Origin of the sequence: Bradyrhizobium sp. 21 (assembly GCF_023073335.1) — a bacterium.
Lineage (GTDB): Bacteria > Pseudomonadota > Alphaproteobacteria > Rhizobiales > Xanthobacteraceae > Bradyrhizobium.
In genome coordinates this window covers 433,627-453,960 of record NZ_JADPJG010000002.1, presented here as the reverse complement: position 1 = coordinate 453,960, position 20,334 = coordinate 433,627, and the positions used below count along the sequence as shown (strand labels likewise).

The following is a 20,334-nucleotide window of genomic DNA, read 5'->3' as shown; positions in this document are numbered from 1 at the left end:
CACTGCAAGAAGCGAGAGCAATTCATGAAGGCTTATGTCTACGGCGCTGACGGCGCTCAGATTTCCGACGTCGCTCAACCAAAGCCTAAAGGCACGCAAGTGCTGGTGCGCGTCCGGGCCTGCGGGCTGAATCGCGCCGATACCGGCATGCGCAAGGGCCACGCCCACGGCGCGGCCGGCGGCGCCGGCACCGTGCTCGGCATGGAATGGGCCGGCGAGGTCGCCGAGCTCGGACCGGATGCCAAGGGCGTGAAAGTCGGCGACCGCATCATGGGATCGGGCGGCGCCGCGTTTGCCGAATACACGCTGGCCGATCACGGCCGGCTGTTCCGCGCGCCCTCGAACATGAACTTCGAGGAGGCCGCCACCCTGCCCGTCGCGCTCGCGACCATGCACAATGCGGTCGTCACCGTGGGTGGCGTGCAGGCGGGCCAGAGCGTGCTGATCCAGGGCGCAAGCTCCGGCGTCGGCCTGATGGCGATGCAGATCGCCAAGCTGAAAGGCGCCAAGCTCGTGATCGGCTCCTCGACCGATGCCACGCGCCGCGGCCGGCTGAAGGAGTATGGCGCGGACCTCGCCGTCGATTCCTCCGACCCCACATGGGTCGACGAGGTGCTGAAGGCGACGAACGGCGACGGCGTCGACCTCATCATCGACCAGGTCTCAGGTAAAATCGCCAACCAGAACCTCGCCGCGACCAGGGTCAAGGGCCGCATCGTCAATGTCGGCCGGCTCGGCGGCACCCATGCCGATTTCAACTTCGACCTGCACGCGGCGCGCCGCATCGACTATGTCGGCGTCACCTTCCGCACCCGCACCATCGAGGAGGTCCGCGAGATCTTCGACGAGGTCAGGAAGGACATCTGGGGCGCGGTGGAATCGCGAAAGCTGCAACTGCCGATCGACAAGGTGTTCGCCTTCGACGACATCGACAAGGCGTTCGCGCACATGGAGGCGAACAAGCACCTCGGCAAGATCGTCGTGACGGTGCCGTAAACGGCATTCGGAACCGGTCGCGTCGGGTGGACAAAGCGAAGCGTGCCCACCACAAACGGTTGATCAAGAAACACCTGGTGGTGGGCACGGTGCTGCACGCCTTTGCCCACCCGACGAGATCGGTCCCTGCCTTCCAGAAACGACGCCATCGTCGGTCCCGCTCTTGCAACTCACTTGCGACTACGGCTGTGGATCACAGCTTGATGTTCACCCATGGGCTGCTAAATCCCCGCCATGAGCTCCCAGCACAACAAAACCTCGGTCGCCGCGATCTCGATCTTCGCCAGCGGCGGCATGGCCGCGGCCAAGTTCGCGGTCGGGATCGCGATCGGCTCGCTGGCGCTGATCTCGGAGGCCCTGCATTCCTCGATCGACCTGGTCGCCACCATCATCACCTGGGCGGTGGTGCGGGTGTCCGACAAGCCGGCGGACGACGAGCATCATTATGGACACGGCAAGCTCGAGAGCATCTCGGCGCTGGGCGTCACCGCCCTGCTCTATGTGCTCGCCGGCGGCATCCTGGTCGAATCCTATAGCCGCCTGCGCGAGGGAACCCCGCCGCCGACGATCTCGGCCGTGCCATTCGTGGTGCTGGTGATCGACATCGTCGTCAATCTCTGGCGCGCCCGCGCCCTGCACCGTGCCGCGCGGGAGACGCGGAGCCAGGCGCTCGCCGCCGACGCGCTGCATTTCGCCTCCGACGTGATGGGCTCGTTCGCCGTGATCGGGGGCCTGATCCTCGCCGCCCTCGGCTTCTGGTGGGGCGACGCGGCGGCCGCCGCCGCGGTCGCCGTGATGATCGCCCTGCTCGGCCTGCGCATGGCCGGCTCGACCGTGCAGACGCTGGTCGACCGTGCCCCCGAAGGCGCGCATGAGACGGCCACGGCCGCGATCCGCAGCGTGCCGGGCGTGATCGACGTCGAGCGGCTGCGCGTGCGCATGGTCGGTGCGACCACGTTTATCGATACCATCGCGAAGGTGCCGCGCACTTACCCCATCGATCGGGTCGAGGACATCAAGCGCCATGCGCAGGCCGCCGTTGAGAAGGCCTTCGGCGATGCCGACCTCACCTTCACCGCGGTCCCCGTCGCGCGCGACAACGAGACCGTACGCGACCGCATCATGGTGATAGCGCGCAATTCGGGCCTCGCCATCCACCACGTCACGGTGCACGCCCTCGACGTCAAGCTGATCGTCGGCATCGACCTCGAAGTCGACGGCGAGATGGCACTCGACGCCGCCCATGACGTCGCCAACACGCTGGAGCGCAACATCCAGGAGGAGTTCGGCGCGGATGTCGAGGTCGACGTCCATATCGAGCCATTGGAGCCGGAACTGCCGTTCGGGGTCGATGCCGCGCCGGAACGGGTGCACGCCATCGCCGCAGCTCTGACACAATATGCCGCAGGCGGCGAGATCCACGACATCCACAATGTCCGCGTCCGCAACACCGACGCCGGCGAGATCGTCAACTTCCACTGCCGCGCCGAGCCGTCGATCAGCGTGATCAGGGTGCACGAACATGTCGACGCGATCGAGCGCGCGCTGCGGCGCGCGTTCCCGAGCGTGAAGCGGGTCATCAGTCACGCCGAACCGCCGCGCGCGTGATGCCGATGTGCGAGCGGTCAAACGTTCTCGTTTCGGACTCCCGCGCACGTAAGTTTGCGGACACACGATGCGCAAACTGCGCGTTGGATAAGAATAAATTCGCGTTAACGATTCGTTGACTCTCGACAGCCCGCGAAAACTGGATTCAAATCGAGCATGATTCGGAAGCCACGTGGGGCTGCTTCCGCACTCAAGTTGCAAGCTAGTTTTCCAGGGGGCAGAAGGCATGTCGCGTGCAGACGCCGCGAACGCGTGCGTCCAATCCGATTCGATCAAAGGATTGGCGCAATCGATCGCGAAACCTGCCTATCATCGGCTCCTGATCGCGGAGCCGGCGCTGCGCCGCGCCGTGCCGACGCTCATCATCGCGTTCCTGATCACGATCTGCCTCGGCGCGTTCGTGCAGGTCGTCGACCAGATGCGCCAGAAACGGCTGGTGATCCGCCACGACATCTCGGCGCTCGCCGACCTGCTCGCAGAGCGCATCGACCGCCTCACCTCCGCGCGACAGGAGCGGCTGAAGAACATCGAGAGCCTACCGACGCTGCTGCCCGATCTCATTCCGTCCTGGGGCACCGCCTCGGGCCGCCACGTCATCGTCACCTCGGCCGGTCTCGATCGCCGCATCCTCGCCCGCATCCCGGTCGACAACAATCCCTCCGGCAACGACCGCCTGCTCGACGCGATCACGACGGCGCAGCTGCTGGCGGCGCCGCCGCGCGACGGCAACATCTCCGACATGACGCTGCCGAACGGCAACGCCGCGATGGCGACCTCGCGGCAGATCAAGTCGCTGCCCGGTTTCGTCACCGTGATCCAGGAGCGCAACGAGCCGATCTGGGGCTCGGACGCCGCGCTATCGGTGACGCTGTCAGCCACCACCGGCTTCGTCGTCCTGATCCTCGGCTTCGCCTTCCACTGGCAGTCGACCCGCGCCCGCGAGGGCGACCTGATCAACGACGCCGTGCGCGGGCGCATCGACACCGCGCTCAACCGCGGCCGCTGCGGGTTGTGGGACTGGGACCTGTCGCGCGGCCGGATCTTCTGGTCGCAGTCGATGTTTTCGATGCTCGGCCTCGACGGCCGCAACGAGCTTCTCACCTTCGGCGAGGTCAACGCGCTGGTGAAGTCCGATGACATCGACCTGTTCGAGATCGCCGACCAGCTCATCTCCGAGAAGATCGACCACATCGACCAGACCTTCCGCATGCAGCATGTCGACGGCCACTGGATCTGGCTCCGCGTCCGTTGCGAAAAGACGCGCGGCGCGACCGATTCCAGCGTGCACCTGATCGGCATCGCCGTCGACATCACCGAGCAGAAGAGCCTCGCCGAGCGCACCGTGGAAGCCGATCTGCGCCTGCGCGACGCGATCGAGACCATTCCCGAAGCGTTCGTGCTGTGGGATGCGAGCGACCGCCTGGTGCTCTGCAACTCGCACTTCCAGCGCCTGCACAAGCTGCCCGACTCAGCCGTCATCCCCGGCACCTCCTACGAGACCGTGCTCGAAGTCGGCCGCATGCCGGAGGTCCGCACCCGCCACAACGAGACCGGGACCCAGGGCCCCGGCGCGCGCACCTTCGAGGCGCAACTCGACGACGGCAACTGGCTGCACATCAGTGAGCGCCGCACCAAGGACGGCGGCTATGTCTCGGTCGGCACCGACATCACCCGCATCAAGGAGCATGAGCAGAAGTTGGTCGACAACGATTTGCGCCTTCGCGCGACCGTCATCGACCTGAAGCGCTCGCAGGCAGCCCTGGAGCGCCAGGCAGGCGAGCTCGCCGATCTCGCCGAGAAATACCAGCGCGAGAAGACCCGCGCCGAGGAAGCCAACCAGACCAAGTCGAAATTCCTCGCCAATATGAGCCACGAGCTGCGCACGCCGCTGAACGCGATCATCGGCTTCTCCGAGATCATGGGCTCAGGCATGTTCGGCGAGCTCGGCTCGGAGAAGTACCAGGAATATTGCCATGACATCCTGACCAGCGGGCATTACCTGCTCGAAGTCATCAACGACATCCTCGACATGTCCAAGATCGAGGCCGGCCGCATGAAGCTCGACATGGAAGAGCTCGACCTGGCGCAGACGCTGGCGGAATCCTTGCGGGTGGTCAGCGGCCGGGCGCAGGACAAGCATCTCGTGCTCGACACCGACATCGCGAAATCCATCTCCGTCGTCGCCGACCGTCGCGCCACCAAGCAGATCATCGTCAATTTGCTGTCCAACGCGGTAAAGTTCACGCCCGACGGCGGGCGCATCGTGGTGCGCAGCCGGCAGCTCGACGACAGGATCGTGCTGATGATCGCCGACACCGGCATCGGCATCGCGCCGCATTCGCTGGCGCGGCTCGGCCGCCCGTTCGAGCAGGTCGAGAGCCAGCTCACCAAGACCTATCACGGCTCGGGACTGGGGCTTGCGATCGCCCGTTCGCTGGCGCAGCTCCATGGCGGCTCGATGCGGCTGCGCTCCAAGCTCGAAGTCGGCACCGTCGTGCGCGTGACCCTGCCCCGCGACGCGATCAAGGCGGCCTCCGGGATATCGGCCGCGGCCTGAACCCTACGATTGCAGCGACGGCGCGACTTCCCGCGCGACATTGACCAGCGCCGCGATCAGCGGCGTCATCGGATCGCGCTGCGGGATCACCATGCCGATGCTGTAATTGACATCGGGATCGGTGATCGGGATCGAGCGCACCGTATCGGAAAGGCCAAGCGTCTCGGCGAGCTTGGCCGGCATCACGCTGGCCCAGCGCCCCGTCTTCACATGCGTGAACAGCACGAGCAGCGAATTCGACGTCAAGGTCGGCGTCGCCTCCGCGCCGACCGAGCGCAACGCGCGGTCGATGATGCGGCGGTTCTGCATGTCGGGCGTGAGCAGGCACAGCGGCACCTGCCCGACCTCCTTCCACGTCACCGTCTCGCGATCGCCGAACATCCCGTCGGGCGCGGTGAGCAAGCGATAGCTCTCGTTGTAGAGCGGAATGGTGCGCACCTTGCCGATCGGCTCGTTCTCGATATAGGTCAGCCCCGCATCGACCTCGAGATTTTCGAGCAGCCCCAGCACCTCCGATGAGGTCGTTGACCGGATGCTGAAGCGCACGTCGGGATGCCTGGCGCGAAACGGCGTCGTCAGCGCGGCAACCATGCCGAGCACGGTCGGGATTGCGGCAATGCGGATCTCGCCGGAGAGCTGATGCTTCAGCCCGTTGATCTCGTCGCGCATGGCGCGGGCATCGCCCACGATCCGGCGGGCCCAGTCGAGCGCACGTTCGCCCTCCGGGGTGAACCCCTGGAAGCGGGAGCCGCGCTGGACCAGCATCACGCCGAGGATCTCCTCGAGTTGCTTCAGCCCGGTTGACATCGTCGGCTGGGTGACACCGCAGATCTCCGCCGCGCGTCCGAAATGCCGCTCCTTTGCCAGCGCCAGCAGCAATTCAAGCTTGTCGAGCAACCGGACGTCCCCTCGGATTCTGTGGTGGCATACAAGCTAGCACGCTCTCCCCCTCCCAACACGTAAAAACCGCCCCGCAGAAGAGCGTTGATTGCGAATTCGTATCGATCAATCGCACTCCCAAATCGATCTGAATTCGCAATCGCAGCATGAGACAGCTTTATTGATCTTCGAACGATTCCAAATAGTTTGCGATGCAGGGACGCTCAATTTGAGAACGAAGAATGACAGCGGTTTACGAGCCTCGCTACGAGCGTTGGGACGAGACACGCGGCGCCGAGATCATCGCCGAGCACAGCAAGCAGGAAGGCGCGACGCTGGTCATCCTGCACGCGCTCCAGGCGGCATTCGGCTACGTGCCGGAGGCGGCCGTTCCCATGGTGGCGCAGGCGCTCAATCTGTCGCGCGCCGAAGTGCATGGCGTGTTCACGTTCTACCATGATTTCCGCCACAAGCCGGCCGGCCGCCATGTGCTGAAACTCTGCCGCGCGGAGGCCTGTCAGGCGGCGGGCGGCGATGCGCTGGCGGCGCGTGCCGAGGCGAAGCTTGGCGTGTCGCTCGGCAGCACCACGGCCGACGACCGGGTCACGCTGGAGCCGATCTACTGCCTCGGCTTGTGCGCCACCGCGCCGTCGGCAATGTTCGACGGCCGGCTCATTGGTCGGCTCGATGAAAGGCGTATCGATGCGCTTGTTGCGGAGGCGCAACGATGAAGATGCGGATATTCGTCCCCCGCGATGCGGCTGCAATCGCCGTCGGCGCCGATGAGGTGGCCACAGCGCTCGAACAGGTCGCGGCACAACGCGGCCTGTCGATTGAGATCATCAGGACCGGTTCGCGCGGGCTTTGCTGGCTGGAGCCGATGGTCGAGGTCGCGACCCTTAAAGGCCGTGTCGCTTACGGCCCGGTCGGCCCGGAGGATGTTGCCTCCGTATTCGAGTCGATGGCGAGCAATGGATCACATCCCCTGCAGCTTGGCGCCGCGGATGAAATTCCCTGGCTGAAACGCCAGACCCGCCTCACCTTCGCCCGCTGCGGCGTGATCGACCCGCGCTCGCTAGACGATTACCGCACCCATGGCGGCTACAAGGGACTGGCGCGTGCGCTGTCGCTCGGCTCCGATGCGATCCTGAACGAAGTGACAGCGTCCGGCTTGCGCGGACGCGGCGGCGCGGGCTTCCCGACCGGCATCAAGTGGAAGACGGTCGCGCAAGCGAAAGCGGACCGCAAGTTCATCGTCTGCAATGCCGACGAAGGCGACAGCGGCACCTTTGCCGACCGCATGATCATGGAAGGCGATCCCTTCCTGGTAATCGAAGGCATGACGACCGCCGGCATCACCGTTGGTGCGACCAAGGGCTATATCTACATCCGCAGCGAATATCCGCATGCCGTCGAGGCGATGAACGCCGCGATTGCTGCGGCCAAACGCGGTGGCTATCTCGGCGACAACATCGGCGGCTCCAGCTACAGCTTCGATCTCGAAGTGCGGGTCGGCGCCGGTGCATACGTCTGCGGCGAAGAGACCTCGCTGCTGGAGAGCCTCGAAGGCCGCCGCGGCCTGGTGCGCGCAAAGCCGCCCCTTCCGGCGCATTACGGCCTGTTCGGCAAGCCGACCGTCATCAACAATGTCCTGTCGTTCGCCGCGATCCCCTTCATCCTCGCCGAAGGCGCCAAGGCCTATGCCGATTTCGGCATGGGCCGCTCGCGAGGCACGATGCCGATCCAGCTCGCCGGTAACATCCGCCAGGGCGGGCTGTTCGAGACGGCGTTCGGCGTGACGCTTGGCGAGCTCGTCGACGACATCGGCGGCGGCACGGCAACGGGCCGCCCCATCCGCGCCGTGCAGGTCGGCGGTCCGCTCGGCGCCTACTTCCCGCGCGCGCTGTTCGACACGCCATTCGACTACGAGGCCTTTGCCGCGCGCGACGGTCTGATCGGCCATGGCGGCATCGTCGTGTTCGACGACAGCGTCGACATGCGCAAGCAGGCGCGCTTCGCCATGGAGTTCTGCGCCATCGAGTCCTGCGGCAAGTGCACGCCCTGCAGGATTGGTTCGACCCGCGGCGTCGAGACCATCGAGAAGATCATCAACGGCGAGCGCGTCGGGGAAAACCTCGCGCTCGTCGAAGACCTCTGCAACACCATGAAATTCGGCTCGCTCTGCGCACTCGGCGGCTTCACGCCCTACCCCGTGCTCAGCGCCTTGAAGCATTTCCGGGAAGATTTCGCACCCGTACCGACCACGCTCCAGGCCGCGGAATAGGATAACGACAATGTCTCTGATCGAAGAAATCGACTTCGGCACGCCGCGCTCGAAATCGGAAACGATGGTGACGCTGACCATTGACGGCAACCAGGTAACGGTGCCCGAGGGCACCTCGATCATGCGTGCCGCGATGGGCGCCGGCCACCAGATCCCAAAGCTCTGCGCCACCGACATGGTCGATGCGTTCGGCTCCTGCCGCCTTTGCGTCGTCGAAATCGAGGGCCGCGCCGGCACGCCGGCCTCCTGCACCACGCCTGTCATGCCCGGCCTCGTCGTCCACACCCAGAGCGAACGGCTGAAAAAGCTGCGCAAGGGCGTGATGGAGCTCTACATCTCCGACCATCCGCTCGACTGCCTCACCTGCGGCGCCAACGGCGATTGCGAATTGCAGGACATGGCCGGCGCCGTCGGCCTACGCGACGTGCGCTACGGCTATGAGGGCGAGAACCACGTCTTCGCAAAATCCCATGGCGAGGTGAACGCCGCCTGGATGCCGAAGGACGAGTCCAACCCGTACTTCACCTACGATCCCTCGAAGTGCATCGTCTGCTCGCGCTGCGTCCGCGCTTGCGAGGAAGTGCAAGGCACCTTCGCATTGACGATTTCCGGCCGCGGCTTCGACAGCCGCGTCTCGCCGGGTATGAGCGAGAGCTTCCTCGGCTCCGAATGCGTCTCCTGCGGCGCCTGCGTGCAGGCCTGCCCGACCGCGACGCTGACGGAAAAGTCGGTGATCGAGATCGGCCAGCCCGAGCATTCGGTCGTGACCACCTGCGCCTATTGCGGCGTCGGTTGCACCTTCAAGGCGGAGATGCGCGGCGAGGAAGTCGTGCGCATGGTGCCGTACAAGGACGGGAAGGCCAATCGCGGCCATTCCTGCGTCAAGGGCCGCTTCGCCTGGGGCTATACCAACCACAAGGAGCGCGTCCTCAAGCCGATGATCCGCGAGCGGATCGAGGATCCCTGGCGTGAAGTGTCGTGGGATGAAGCGTTCTCGTTTGCCGCCGATAGGATGCGCGGCATCCAGAAGAAATACGGCCGCGACGCCATCGGCGGCATCACCTCGTCACGCTGCACCAATGAAGAGACCTATCTGGTGCAAAAGCTGATCCGCGCCGGCTTCGGCAACAACAATGTCGACACCTGCGCCCGCGTCTGCCATTCCCCGACCGGTTATGGTCTTTCGATGACGTTCGGCACCTCGGCCGGCACACAGGATTTCGACTCGGTCGAGAATACCGACGTCGCCATGATCATAGGCGCCAATCCGGCCTCGGCCCACCCCGTCTTCGCCTCACGCCTGAAGAAGCGGCTGCGCCAAGGCGCCAAACTGATCGTGATCGATCCGCGTCGTACCGAGATGGTTGAATCGCCGCATATGAAGGCGCTGCATCTGCCATTGATGCCGGGCACCAATGTCGCCGTCGTGACGGCGTTGGCGCATGTCATCGTCACCGAGGGGCTGGTCAACGAAGCCTTCGTCCGCGAGCGTTGCGACTGGAGCGAATTCGAGGAATGGGCGGCCTTCGTTGCCCTGCCGCAAAACAGCCCGGAAGCGACCGCGATCCTCACCGGCGTCAATCCGAAGGATCTGCGCGAGGCCGCGCGCATCTATGCCACTGGCGGCAACGGCGCGATCTATTACGGGCTCGGCGTCACCGAGCACAGCCAGGGCTCGACCACCGTGATCGCGATCGCCAACCTCGCAATGGCGACAGGCAATATCGGCCGTCCCGGCGTCGGCGTGAATCCGCTGCGCGGGCAGAACAACGTGCAGGGCTCCTGCGACATGGGCTCGTTCCCGCACGAGTTGCCCGGCTACCGCCACATCTCGGGCGATGCCGTGCGTGACCAGTTCGAGGCGCTGTGGAACGTCAAGCTCAACCCGGAGCCGGGCCTGCGCATTCCCAACATGTTCGATGCCGCCATCGAAGGCACGTTCATGGGTCTGTATGTGCAGGGCGAGGACATCCTCCAGTCCGATCCCAACACCAAGCATGTGGTGGCTGCGCTATCGGCGATGGAATGCGTCATCGTCCACGACCTCTTCCTGAACGAGACCGCGAACTACGCCCACGTCTTCCTGCCCGGCTCGAGCTTCCTCGAGAAGGACGGCACCTTCACCAACGCCGAGCGTCGCATCCAGCGCGTGCGCAAGGTGATGACGCCAAAGAACGGCATGGCCGACTGGGAAGTCACTATCGCCCTCGCCAAGGCCATGGGCCTCGAGATGAACTACAGCCATCCGTCCGAAATCATGGACGAGATCGCGGCGCTGACGCCGACCTTCGCCGGCGTCTCCTACGCCAAGCTGGAAGAACTCGGATCGGTGCAATGGCCCTGCAACGAGAAGGCGCCGGAGGGCACGCCGGTGATGCATGTCGACGGCTTTGTCCGTGGCAAGGGCAAGTTCGTCGTCACCGAATATATCGCAACCGACGAACGCACCGGCCCGCGCTTCCCGCTGCTGCTCACCACGGGGCGCATCCTCAGCCAGTACAACGTCGGTGCGCAGACAAGGCGCACCGAAAACGTGGTCTGGCACGCCGAGGACCGGCTGGAGATCCATCCGCACGATGCCGAGCAGCGCGGCGTGCGCGACGGCGACTGGGTAAGGCTGAAGAGCCGGGCCGGCGAGACCACCTTGCGCGCGGAGATCACCGACCGCGTCGCGCCCGGCGTCGTCTACACCACCTTCCATCACCCGGACACCCAGGCCAACGTGATCACGACCGAGTATTCGGACTGGGCGACCAATTGCCCCGAATACAAGGTCACGGCGGTGCAGATCTCGCCCTCGAATGGCCCGTCCGACTGGCAGAAGTCCTATGACGAGCAGGCGCGGCACTCCCGCCGCATCGTGCCGGCCGAGGCCGCGGAGTAACGGCATGCACGTGCCGGTCCAGGCCATCGACCGCGATATCTGGCGCGACGGTGTCGCGTCCGAGGGGGCGCGGCTGATCCCGGAGGAAACGCCGCTGGCGCTGACCTATAATGGCGGCACCTACGCCGTCATGATGGGAACGCCGCAGAACCTGGAAGATTTTGCCGTCGGTTTCAGCCTGGACGAGGGCATCGTCAAGTCGGTGGACGACATCAAGTCGCTCGAAATGGTCCGCCTCGACGACGGCATCGAGCTGCGCATGTGGCTGGCCTCGGACGATGCCGGGCGCATCAGCGAGCGCCGTCGCCAAATCGCCGGCCCGACTGGCTGCGGCATCTGCGGCATCGACTCGATCGCGGAGGCCGTACGGCCTGCGGCGGTCGTGCCGCAGGGCCAGATCTTCACGCCGCAACAGATCATGACGGCGATGCAGGCCATCTCGCCTCTGCAATCGATCAACATGCAGACCCGTGCCGTCCATGCCGCGGCGTTCTGGTCGCCAGCGAACGGCATCGCCGCCTTGCGCGAGGATGTCGGCCGCCATAACGCGCTCGACAAGCTCGCGGGTTCGCTGGCGCGCAGCCGGGCGGATACAAACAGCGGCATGGTGCTGCTGACGAGCCGGGTCTCGGTCGAGATGGTGCAGAAGACCGCCGCCATCGGCGCGCCGGTGATGGTCGCGGTCTCCGCGCCCACCGCACTCGCGGTGCGTACCGCGGAAGCCGCCGGCATCACGTTGATCGCGATTGCCCGCGGCGACGGGTTTGAAATATTCACGCACCACGGCCGCGTTGCAGCCCATCGCGCCTCGGAGATTATCGATGTCGTCGCCTGACCGCCTCGTCTACATGGCCAACCAGATCGGCACCTTCTTCCGCAGCCAGGGCCACGACAAGGCCGTGCCGGGCATCGCCGACCACATCAAGAAGTTCTGGGACCCACGGATGAAGCGCGCGATTTTCGCCCATCTCGATGCCGGCGGCGCGGGCCTGGAGCCGAACGTGCGCGAGGCGCTCACCTCGCTGAAGCCGGCTACTTCCCTTCCAGCAGCGCCCTGAACACGCGCCGCACCTCGCCCTGCGTCTCCTTCACGCGCGCCTCCAGCGAGGAGAAATCCGGCGCGTCCCCGGCCCGTGCCATCACGCGCAGGAGGTCGGTGCCGGCGGTATCAGGCTTGAAGCCGTCGCTGACGCAGAGCCGCAGGATCTGCGTCAGATCATGATAGAGCCGCGCCGCGGCACGCAATATCTCGGTCTCCGATTGTGCGAGCACGCCAAGCCTCCATGCATTTTCCAGCACCTGCATGGTGCCGACGTCGAGAATCCCCGGCTTCTCCCGAGCATGCACGAGTTGGAGATATTGCGCGATGAAGTCGATGTCGACCATGCCGCCGGCGGCATATTTGAGATCCCAATGGTCGCTCTCGCCCTTCTCCTGCGCGATCGCGCGGCGCATGTCGGCGACGTCGGTGGCGACAACCGCCTGGTCGCGGGGGCGGGTCAGGACCTCGCGGATGACGCGTTCGATCCGTTCCCTGAATTCGTCCGAAGCCGACACCACGCGCGCGCGCGTCAGCGCCATGTGCTCCCAGGTCCAGGCCTCGTTGGCCTGGTAATCCGCGAAGGAGACGAGGCTCGACGCTACGGGGCCGGCACGCCCCGAGGGGCGCAGCCGCATGTCGATCTCGTAGAGCACGCCGTAATTGGTGCGTATGGTGAAGGCGCTGATCAGGCGCTGGGTGAAGCGGGCGAAATAGTGTGCGCCCTGCAGCGATTTCGAACCGTCGGAGTCCGGATTGTCGCCGTCGAAATCGTAGAGCAGGATCAGGTCGAGATCAGACGACGCGGTCATCTCGCGGCTGCCGAGCCGGCCCATCGCGATGATCGCGGTCTCTTGCCCCTTGATCCGGCCGTGCTGGGCGGCGAAGCGGTCGGCGACGAGGCCGTGCACGGTATGGACGATGCCCTCGGCGACGTCGGCAAAGGCCGTGCTCGCCTGCTGCGCCGAGACCGTGCCTGAGAGAATGCGCGTGCCGATCAGGAACAGGCTCTCCTGCCCGAACAGGCGCAGGCGGTCGAGGAACTCTTCGTAGGAGCCGGCATCCTGCACCGTCGTCGCGAGCCGCCCGGACAATTCCTGCCTGTCGGGCATGGCGCCGAAGAAGCGCGGATCGATGAGGCCGTCCATGAGCTGCGGCTGCCGCGCCAGCATGTCGCCGAGCCGCGGTGCCGCACCCAGCACCAGCGCCACCAGCGCGACGAGATCGCGGTTCTGGCCGAGCAGTGTGATCAGCCGGCCGCCGCGCTGAAGCGCCCCGAGGAAATGATCGAATGCCACGACGGCCCGATCCGGCTCCTCGGCATGAGCGAGACCATCGATCAGGGCCGGCACGAATTCGACGAATGCGTTTCGCGTCGGCTCATTGCGGAACACGCGGTAGTCGCCATTGATCCAGTCACGTAGCGTCTGCGCGACCGCGGCAGGCTTCTTGAAGCCGAGCGTCGCCAGGTGCTGAAGCAGCCGCGGATCGTCGGGGCCTGCACTGTAGTCGTGCGCCGGCAGCTTGGCTGTTCCGGTCGGATCGTCGCCCTCGAACAGTTTTTCATAGTGGCCCTGGACGATCTCGAGCTGGTGCAAGAGGTCGCGGGCAAAGGCCTCGCGATCCGGATAGCCGAAGAACCAGGCGAAACGCTCGACCGCCTCCTTGTCCTCGGGCAGCGTGTGGGTCTGCTCGTCGGCAATCATCTGGAGACGATGCTCAACCCGACGCAGGAATTCGTACGCCGTGGTCAGCTCGTCGCGCGCCGGGAACGTGATCCAGCTGCTGGAGGCGAGCACACCGAGCGCAGCAAGCGTCGACCGCACGCGCAACTCGGGATGGCGGCCGCCGGCGATCAATTGCTGGGTCTGGGCGAAGAACTCGATCTCGCGGATGCCGCCGCGCCCGACCTTGACATTATGCCCTTCGACCGCGACCTCGCTCTGGCCGCGATAGGTCTGCATCTGCCGCTTCATGTCGTGAACGTCGGCAAGTGCCGCGAAGTCGAGATGCTTGCGCCAGACGAAGGGAGCGATTTCCGAAAGCAGCGCCTCGCCCGCCCGGGGATCGCCGGCGCAGGCGCGTGCCTTGATCATCGCGGCGCGCTCCCAGGTACGCCCTTCCCGCTCGTAATAGTTCAGCGCGGCGTCTCGTGAAATCGCCACCTGCGTCGAGGATGGGTCGGGACGCAGGCGCAGATCGACGCGGAAGACGTAGCCGTCATAGGTGCGCTGCTGGAGAATGCGTGCCATCCCCTGCGTCACCCTCACGAAGAATGGCTGGGGTTCGATATCCGCTGCCAGCGTCGTGTGATCGGGATCGAAGAACACGATGAGATCGATGTCGCTGGAATAGTTCAGCTCGCCTGCGCCCATCTTGCCCATCGCGAGCACGATCAGCCCGCAGCCCTGCTCCGGCGCCTCGGGATTGGGCGGCGAGAGTTTTCCGCGTGCGGCTTCCTGCCGCAGCAGGTACTGGAGCGCTGCCTGCACCGAGGACACCGCGACATCGGTGAGCGCCGCGGTCACCCGCATCACCGGCCAGACCCCGCCGATGTCGCACAGCGCGGTCAGGAGCGCGGCCTCAGCCTTCATGCGGCGAAGCAGCCGCATCAATTCGGCTTCGTCGGATGCCGCGAGCACCGCGCCGCCCGCCTCCGCGATCAGCGTGGAGAGATGCACATCCGGATCGCATTCCAGCAGCCGGATCAGGCGCTGCGGATCAGCGCGCACCAGTTCGAACAGATAGGGCGAGAATTGCGCGATTCCGGCCAGGATGTTCCGCGCGAAGGGATGAGCCAGCAGGGCACCGAGACGGGCCGATTGTGCCGGCTCGAGCTCGGCCAGCCAGTTTTCGAAACGTCGTTCGTCGGTTGTGGAAGCGGCAATATGGGGAGCCTCCGCGAAGCGTGCGGCCAGGCTCTCACCATGCTTGTCCGCGTTTCCCGGCGCGGAGTGGTTCATGCCACCTTCTGTGGCACATCCGGCATTGGCGGAGCAACCCTGTCGCCGGCCCCTGCGCGCGCCGGCAGCACCAGCGTGGCGACGAGACCAGGCTGGGCGTCACCCAGCCTCAACTCACCACCATGCAATGTCGCAACCGCCGCGGCGAGGCTGAGGCCGAGGCCGGATCCCGGCAGCGTGCGGCTCGCTTCCAGCCGCACGAAGCGTTCCACGACGTGCTTGCGGTCGGCTTCGGGGATGCCGGGACCGCGATCGGTGACGCTGAGCAGCACCTGGTCGCCCTCGCGCCTGGACTCGATCGTGATCTGCCTGGAGTCCATGCTGACCACGGTTCCCGCCATCTGCGCGACCGGCTTGCCGTATTTGATCGCATTCTCGACCAGATTGGCGAGCGCCTGGCTGATCAATTCGCGGTTGGCGTGAACCGGAGTCGGCTCGCACTTGACCTTCAAGGTCATGCCGTCGTCTTCGGCCAGCGGCTCGTAGAGCTCGTGGATGCCGCCTGCGACCTCGGCGGCGTCGAAATCGTCCATGTTGCCGCGCGCCTGTCCGGACTCGGCGCGCGCGATCATCAGCAGCGCGTTGAAGGTGCGGATCAGGCCGTCGGATTCCTCGATGGTCCGCTCCAGCGCGGCGCGGTAATCGGCCTCGCCGCCCGATTTCGCCAGCGCCTCTTCGGCGCGATTGCGCAAGCGCGTCAGCGGCGTCTTCAGGTCGTGGGCGATGTTGTCGGAGACTTCCTTCAACCCCGCCATCAGCGCCTCGATCCGCTCCAGCATGGCGTTGAGGTTTTCGGCGAGGCGGTCGAGCTCGTCCCCGCTGCGCCCCACCGGCAGCCGCTCGCTGAGGTCACCGGTCATGATGCGATGAGCAGTGCCGCTCATCGCGTCAATACGGGTCAGCACCCGGCGCGCGACGAAGATGCCGCCGCCGAGGCCGAGCACGACGACAATCAGGACCGACCATTGCGCCGCCTTGGCGACAATGCCGAACAGCCGCCGCCGCTCCGCGAGGTCGCGGCCGATCAGCAGCCGGAAGCCATTTTCGAGCTCGGTGACGCGCACGAGCGCACGATGGTCGCGGTCATCGGCGTCTTCGATCCGGCGGTACGCGGTCTCGGTCCAGCCGCGCGTCGCCATCACGCCCGGTGCCAGCGATCCGACATTGCCGGCGATCGCCTGCCCGGTCGGCGTGGTCACGAGGTAGAGATTAGCGCCCGGTCGCAGCGCCCGGTACTCGATCGCGAGCACGAGAGCACGCAAGCCGCGGCGGCCGTAGATCTCGTTGATCTCCGACGTCTCGGCATTGACCGTCTGCGTGATCTCCTCGGTGATCAGCCGCCGCGTATTCCAGGCGAAATAGGCAAGCAGCGAGGCCGCGAACATCGCGAACAGCAGCAGGTAGACCAGCGTCAGCCGGAATGCCGTGGTGCGGACGAGTTTACCGAATGCCGTCACGGATCATGCACCTCGCCTAACGTGACAAAAAGCAGCCAACTGCATCGCCATCCACGCCAAAGCTAGTCAGATCACTGCTCAGCTTACTCTTCATAACAAGCATGAATGTTTGAGCTTCAGGATCAAAAACTAGCAGATAGCTTTTCTTGTCGTCCGCGACCGCAACACAGCACTTTCTCTTCTTGTCGTCGTCTATAACCTCTATCCAATAGGGATCAACGAGGGCTTCCCTGAACGTACGAAGCTCCCGTTCCACTTTTTCGTGAGACCAAGAATTGCCGTATGCACCTTCAGGCACATGATAAACGTACTCATCGATTTCATGCTCAACCGTTTGTCTTAACTTAAAGAGGTCTAGTTGGTCGACCATGGGGTGCCGGCACCACTTACCGAATGCCGTCACGGATCATGTACCCGGCGCCGCGGATCGTGTGCAGCAGCGGCCGCTCAAAACCCTTGTCGATCTTGGAGCGCAGCCGCGAAATGTGGACGTCGATCACGTTGGTCTGCGGATCGAAATGATAGTCCCAGACGTTTTCCAGCAGCATGGTGCGCGTCACCACCTGACCGGCATGCTTCATGAGGTATTCGAGCAGGCGGAATTCGCGCGGCTGCAGCGTCAGTTCGTCCTTGCCGCGGGCGACGCGATGGGAGAGCCGGTCGAGCTCGAGATCGCCGACCCGGTAGAGCGTGTCCTCGGCCGGACCGCCGCGGCGGCGTGACAGCACCTCGACCCGGGCCAGGAGCTCGGCGAAGGAATAGGGTTTTGGCAGATAGTCGTCGCCGCCGGCACGCAGGCCCTTGATGCGGTCGTCGACCTGTCCGAGCGCGGAGAGAATCAGCACCGGCGTCGAATCGTCGTTGTCGCGCAGCGCGCCGATCACCGACAGGCCATCGCGCTTGGGCAGCATGCGGTCGACCACCAGCACGTCGTAATCGCCGTTCTCGGCCATGGCGAGGCCTTCCTCGCCGTCGGCGGCGTGGTCGGCAATGTGACCGACCTCGCGAAACGCCTTCACGAGATAGTCGGCGGATTCGCGGTCGTCTTCAATGATGAGGAGGCGCATCGTGCGTTCGGCGGCGGTCAAGGGGGTCAACCTTCTCTGAACATGGCGCGGGCGGCAATCGCATGCAAGCCAAGCGAACGGGACTTGGGCCATAACTTGGGCGAGAACCTGGGTCGGCAAAAAGGCGGGCGGTGAAGCTGGGGGGACCTCACCGCCCTAGGCCTTCCGACGGAGGGGGGCGTATTCCACCGGAAGGTAGACAGGGGAAGCAAACGTTGCGCTGCTTCCCCGAAGGGCGCCGTCGGCGGGGGCGACCGATGCCGGGCGACACCCTTCATCTCGTAAGCCTCCTGAGGCTAGCCCTTGGCGATGGGCACGGCGACGAAGCGCGACTGGCCGCCGCTCTTCACCCGCATCAGGACGCTATTCTTGTTGTCGGTCCGGGCCATGTTGATGGCGTCGCGGACGTCGCCGGCGGTGCTCACGCTCTTGCCGCCGACTTCGAGAATCACGTCGCCCTCCTTGAAGCCGCGTTCGGCGGCGGCGCTCTTCGGATCGACTTCGGTGACCACGACGCCGTCCTTGCCGGCGCCGGCCACGGAATCGGCGGGCGCGACGGTCATGCCGAGCTTCGGCACATCGGTGCCCTTGCTCGCACTCTTGCCGCTGTCCTTGTCGGTGTCGGCCTTGGCCTCGACCGTGTTCGGAAGCTGGCCAAGGGTGAGGTTCACGACCTTGTCCTGGCCCTTGTGCAGCACGTTGAGCTTCACGGTCGCGCCGGGCGCCAGGCCGCCGATGGTGCGGGCGAGCTCACGGGCGTCCTTGACCGATTCGCCGTTGACCGACGTGATCACATCACCGGACTCGATGCCGGCCTTGGCCGCCGGACCATTCGCCTGCGGCTCTGCAACCAGCGCACCTTCGGCCTTCTTCATGCCGAGGCTGTCGGCAATGTCGGATGTCACCGGCTGAATCTGCACGCCGATCCAGCCGCGGCTGACCGAGCCCTTGTCCTTGAGCTGCGCAACCACGCTCTTCACGGTGCTCGCGGGAATCGAGAACGCGATGCCGACGCTGCCGCCGGAGGGCGAGTAGATCGCGGTGTTGACGCCCATCACCTCACCATTGGTGTCGAAAGCCGGACCGCCGGAATTGCCCTTGTTCACGGGCGCGTCGATCTGGATGAAATCGTCATAGGGGCCGTTTCCGATGTCGCGGCCGCTGGCCGAGACGATGCCCGCGGTCACGGTGCCGCCGAGGCCGAAGGGGTTGCCGACCGCGAGCACCCAGTCGCCGATCCGCGGCTTGCCATCGGCAAGCTTGGCGAACGGGAAGTTCGAGCTGCCCTCGACCTTGATCAAAGCCAGATCAGTGCGCTGGTCGGTACCGATGACCTTGGCGGTATAGGTCTTGCCGTCGTCGGTCGTGACCTCAACCTTGTCTGCGCCGTCGACCACATGGTTGTTGGTCACGGCGAAGCCGTCAGCCGAGATGAAGAAGCCGGACCCCTGGCCCTGTACGACGCGGCCACGGCCGCCACCCTTCAGGCCCGGAACACCATCCGGACCGCCGAAGCGGCGGAAGAAGCGCTCCATCGGCGAGCCCGGCTGGAACGGCGACTGCGCGTCATCGCCGTCATCGTTGCTCGCGGTCTTCTCCTTGATGTTGACCTTCACCGAGATCACCGACGGCTTCACGCGCTCGACGATGTCGGCGAAGCCGATCGGACGCTCGACCTTGCGGACCTCGTTGTTGACCTGCGCATGTGCGGGGCTGGAGAACAGCTCGGAGGGCGAAGTCGACGGGCTGAACCCGTGGACCGCAATCCCGAGGCCAGCGACGACCGAAGCCATCAGCGCAATCCTGCGGGCCGAGAAAACTGAGCGGCGGGGCTGCCGGTAGGACGGAAGGTTCGTGAGGTCGGGACGGTCGGTCATGCAGAGATCTCCAGGGCCTTGAAATCCATTTGGTGCCTGGCGGCGGCACCTTACGAACCTGAAGATGGGGGCTCCCGCCTTACCGTGCGCTGGCGGCGGGGTTAAACTTTTGTAATAAAGGGGCAACGCGATGCGGCAGTTTATCGCAGCCCGAAAGTCGTGATTCCGCAGGAACTTAACGAGGTTCCGGGGACCGCGCTTTGCGCCTTTCGCGTGTCGACCTCGCGACGCGAAATAGCTAGCGCGACGTGGCCTCGTCCGACATCAATGCGGCGAGCCGCGCCTCTTCCTCGGGCGTGAGCGGCGCAGCCGGCACGTCTGCGCCGCTTCGCGCGCGCCGGCGGATTTGCAGCCACAGCGCCAAGCCGCCGCCAGTCAGCAGCAGCGGCGCGAGCAGCCACAACAGCATGGTCTGGCGCTCGAAGCGCGGCTTGAGCAGCACGAACTCGCCGTAGCGCGCGACCAGGAAATCCAGCACCTGCGAATTGCTGTCGCCGGCTGCAATGCGCTCGCGCACCAGGAGCCGCAGATCGCGTGCGAGCGGCGCATCGGAATCGTCGATCGACTGGTTCTGACAGACCATGCAGCGCAGCTCACGCGACAAGTCGCGCGCGCGCGATTCCTTCGCAGGGTCCGACATGATCTCGTCGGGCTGCACGGCATGGACCGCGGGCCAAGCCAGCAGCATCAGCGCGAGGAACGCGACCATCATCCGGCGCATCG

At 65.3% G+C, this 20,334-nt stretch carries 15 protein-coding genes; 8 read left to right on the top strand and 7 right to left on the bottom strand.

Annotation, left to right across the window (positions count from 1 at the left end):
- Positions 1–24: 24 nt before the first annotated feature.
- The 3 genes from IVB31_RS02045 (at position 25) to IVB31_RS02035 (ending at position 5,161) form a co-directional block, all read left to right on the top strand.
- Positions 25–996, top strand: coding sequence for a zinc-binding dehydrogenase (locus IVB31_RS02045; protein WP_247317937.1), 972 nt, complete (start codon positions 25–27; stop codon positions 994–996).
- A 234-nt stretch (positions 997–1,230) separates the two neighbouring features.
- Positions 1,231–2,604: a cation diffusion facilitator family transporter gene (locus tag IVB31_RS02040; protein WP_247317936.1), complete on the top strand. Its 1,374-nt coding sequence runs from the start codon at positions 1,231–1,233 to the stop codon at positions 2,602–2,604.
- A 226-nt stretch (positions 2,605–2,830) separates the two neighbouring features.
- Positions 2,831–5,161, top strand: coding sequence for a PAS domain-containing sensor histidine kinase (locus IVB31_RS02035; protein ID WP_247317935.1), 2,331 nt, complete (start codon positions 2,831–2,833; stop codon positions 5,159–5,161).
- A 3-nt stretch (positions 5,162–5,164) separates the two neighbouring features.
- Here IVB31_RS02035 and IVB31_RS02030 read toward each other — a convergent pair whose 3' ends face one another.
- Positions 5,165–6,058 (bottom strand): LysR family transcriptional regulator, encoded by an 894-nt coding sequence (locus tag IVB31_RS02030; RefSeq protein ID WP_247317934.1) that lies wholly within the window; start codon positions 6,056–6,058, stop codon positions 5,165–5,167.
- A 224-nt stretch (positions 6,059–6,282) separates the two neighbouring features.
- Between IVB31_RS02030 and IVB31_RS02025 the strand changes: the two genes are divergently transcribed.
- From IVB31_RS02025 to IVB31_RS02005, 5 genes are read left to right on the top strand one after another with little or no spacing between them, the layout of a single operon-like run.
- Positions 6,283–6,771, top strand: coding sequence for a formate dehydrogenase subunit gamma (locus IVB31_RS02025; protein ID WP_247317932.1), 489 nt, complete (start codon positions 6,283–6,285; stop codon positions 6,769–6,771).
- Positions 6,768–8,324: an NADH-quinone oxidoreductase subunit NuoF gene (locus IVB31_RS02020; protein WP_247317929.1), complete on the top strand. Its 1,557-nt coding sequence runs from the start codon at positions 6,768–6,770 to the stop codon at positions 8,322–8,324. The genes IVB31_RS02025 and IVB31_RS02020 overlap by 4 nt, the downstream gene beginning before the upstream one ends.
- 10 nt (positions 8,325–8,334) lie before the next feature.
- Positions 8,335–11,208 (top strand): formate dehydrogenase subunit alpha, encoded by a 2,874-nt coding sequence (gene fdhF, locus IVB31_RS02015; protein ID WP_247317928.1) that lies wholly within the window; start codon positions 8,335–8,337, stop codon positions 11,206–11,208.
- A gap of 4 nt (positions 11,209–11,212) precedes the next feature.
- Complete coding sequence (gene fdhD / locus IVB31_RS02010; RefSeq protein ID WP_247317925.1) at positions 11,213–12,043, top strand: formate dehydrogenase accessory sulfurtransferase FdhD; 831 nt, start codon at positions 11,213–11,215, stop codon at positions 12,041–12,043.
- Positions 12,030–12,266, top strand: a complete 237-nt coding sequence (locus IVB31_RS02005) for a formate dehydrogenase subunit delta (RefSeq protein WP_247317923.1) — start codon at positions 12,030–12,032, stop codon at positions 12,264–12,266. Before fdhD ends, IVB31_RS02005 begins: the two co-directional genes overlap by 14 nt.
- Here IVB31_RS02005 and IVB31_RS02000 read toward each other — a convergent pair.
- The 6 genes from IVB31_RS02000 to IVB31_RS01975 form a co-directional block, all read right to left on the bottom strand.
- Positions 12,241–15,210 (bottom strand): bifunctional [glutamine synthetase] adenylyltransferase/[glutamine synthetase]-adenylyl-L-tyrosine phosphorylase, encoded by a 2,970-nt coding sequence (locus IVB31_RS02000; RefSeq protein ID WP_247317921.1) that lies wholly within the window; start codon positions 15,208–15,210, stop codon positions 12,241–12,243. The genes IVB31_RS02005 and IVB31_RS02000 overlap by 26 nt on opposite strands.
- Positions 15,207–16,667, bottom strand: coding sequence for an ATP-binding protein (locus IVB31_RS01995; protein WP_247317919.1), 1,461 nt, complete (start codon positions 16,665–16,667; stop codon positions 15,207–15,209). Before IVB31_RS01995 ends, IVB31_RS02000 begins: the two co-directional genes overlap by 4 nt.
- A gap of 16 nt (positions 16,668–16,683) precedes the next feature.
- Positions 16,684–17,037, bottom strand: a complete 354-nt coding sequence (locus IVB31_RS01990) for a hypothetical protein (protein ID WP_247317917.1) — start codon at positions 17,035–17,037, stop codon at positions 16,684–16,686.
- Between the two features lie 16 nt (positions 17,038–17,053).
- On the bottom strand, positions 17,054–17,734 hold the full coding sequence (locus tag IVB31_RS01985) for a response regulator transcription factor (protein ID WP_247317915.1): 681 nt from the start codon (positions 17,732–17,734) through the stop codon (positions 17,054–17,056).
- A 296-nt stretch (positions 17,735–18,030) separates the two neighbouring features.
- Complete coding sequence (locus IVB31_RS01980) at positions 18,031–19,611, bottom strand: Do family serine endopeptidase (RefSeq protein WP_247317912.1); 1,581 nt, start codon at positions 19,609–19,611, stop codon at positions 18,031–18,033.
- Positions 19,612–19,849: 238 nt separating this feature from the next.
- Positions 19,850–20,332: a cytochrome c-type biogenesis protein gene (locus tag IVB31_RS01975; RefSeq protein WP_247317909.1), complete on the bottom strand. Its 483-nt coding sequence runs from the start codon at positions 20,330–20,332 to the stop codon at positions 19,850–19,852.
- Positions 20,333–20,334: the final 2 nt, after the last annotated feature.

Bases quoted from the DNA above. Each gene is read 5' to 3' on its own strand.
- IVB31_RS01985 (WP_247317915.1), bottom strand. From the start codon at position 17,734: ATGCGCCTCCTCATCATTGAAGACGACCGCGAATCCGCCGACTATCTC.
- IVB31_RS02040 (WP_247317936.1), top strand. From the start codon at position 1,231: ATGAGCTCCCAGCACAACAAAACCTCGGTCGCCGCGATCTCGATCTTC.
- IVB31_RS01975 (WP_247317909.1), bottom strand. From the start codon at position 20,332: ATGCGCCGGATGATGGTCGCGTTCCTCGCGCTGATGCTGCTGGCTTGG.
- IVB31_RS01980 (WP_247317912.1), bottom strand. From the start codon at position 19,611: ATGACCGACCGTCCCGACCTCACGAACCTTCCGTCCTACCGGCAGCCC.
- fdhF (WP_247317928.1), top strand. From the start codon at position 8,335: ATGTCTCTGATCGAAGAAATCGACTTCGGCACGCCGCGCTCGAAATCG.
- IVB31_RS02025 (WP_247317932.1), top strand. From the start codon at position 6,283: ATGACAGCGGTTTACGAGCCTCGCTACGAGCGTTGGGACGAGACACGC.
- IVB31_RS02035 (WP_247317935.1), top strand. From the start codon at position 2,831: ATGTCGCGTGCAGACGCCGCGAACGCGTGCGTCCAATCCGATTCGATC.
- IVB31_RS02005 (WP_247317923.1), top strand. From the start codon at position 12,030: ATGTCGTCGCCTGACCGCCTCGTCTACATGGCCAACCAGATCGGCACC.
- IVB31_RS02045 (WP_247317937.1), top strand. From the start codon at position 25: ATGAAGGCTTATGTCTACGGCGCTGACGGCGCTCAGATTTCCGACGTC.
- IVB31_RS02020 (WP_247317929.1), top strand. From the start codon at position 6,768: ATGAAGATGCGGATATTCGTCCCCCGCGATGCGGCTGCAATCGCCGTC.
- IVB31_RS01990 (WP_247317917.1), bottom strand. From the start codon at position 17,037: ATGGTCGACCAACTAGACCTCTTTAAGTTAAGACAAACGGTTGAGCAT.
- fdhD (WP_247317925.1), top strand. From the start codon at position 11,213: ATGCACGTGCCGGTCCAGGCCATCGACCGCGATATCTGGCGCGACGGT.
- IVB31_RS02000 (WP_247317921.1), bottom strand. From the start codon at position 15,210: ATGAACCACTCCGCGCCGGGAAACGCGGACAAGCATGGTGAGAGCCTG.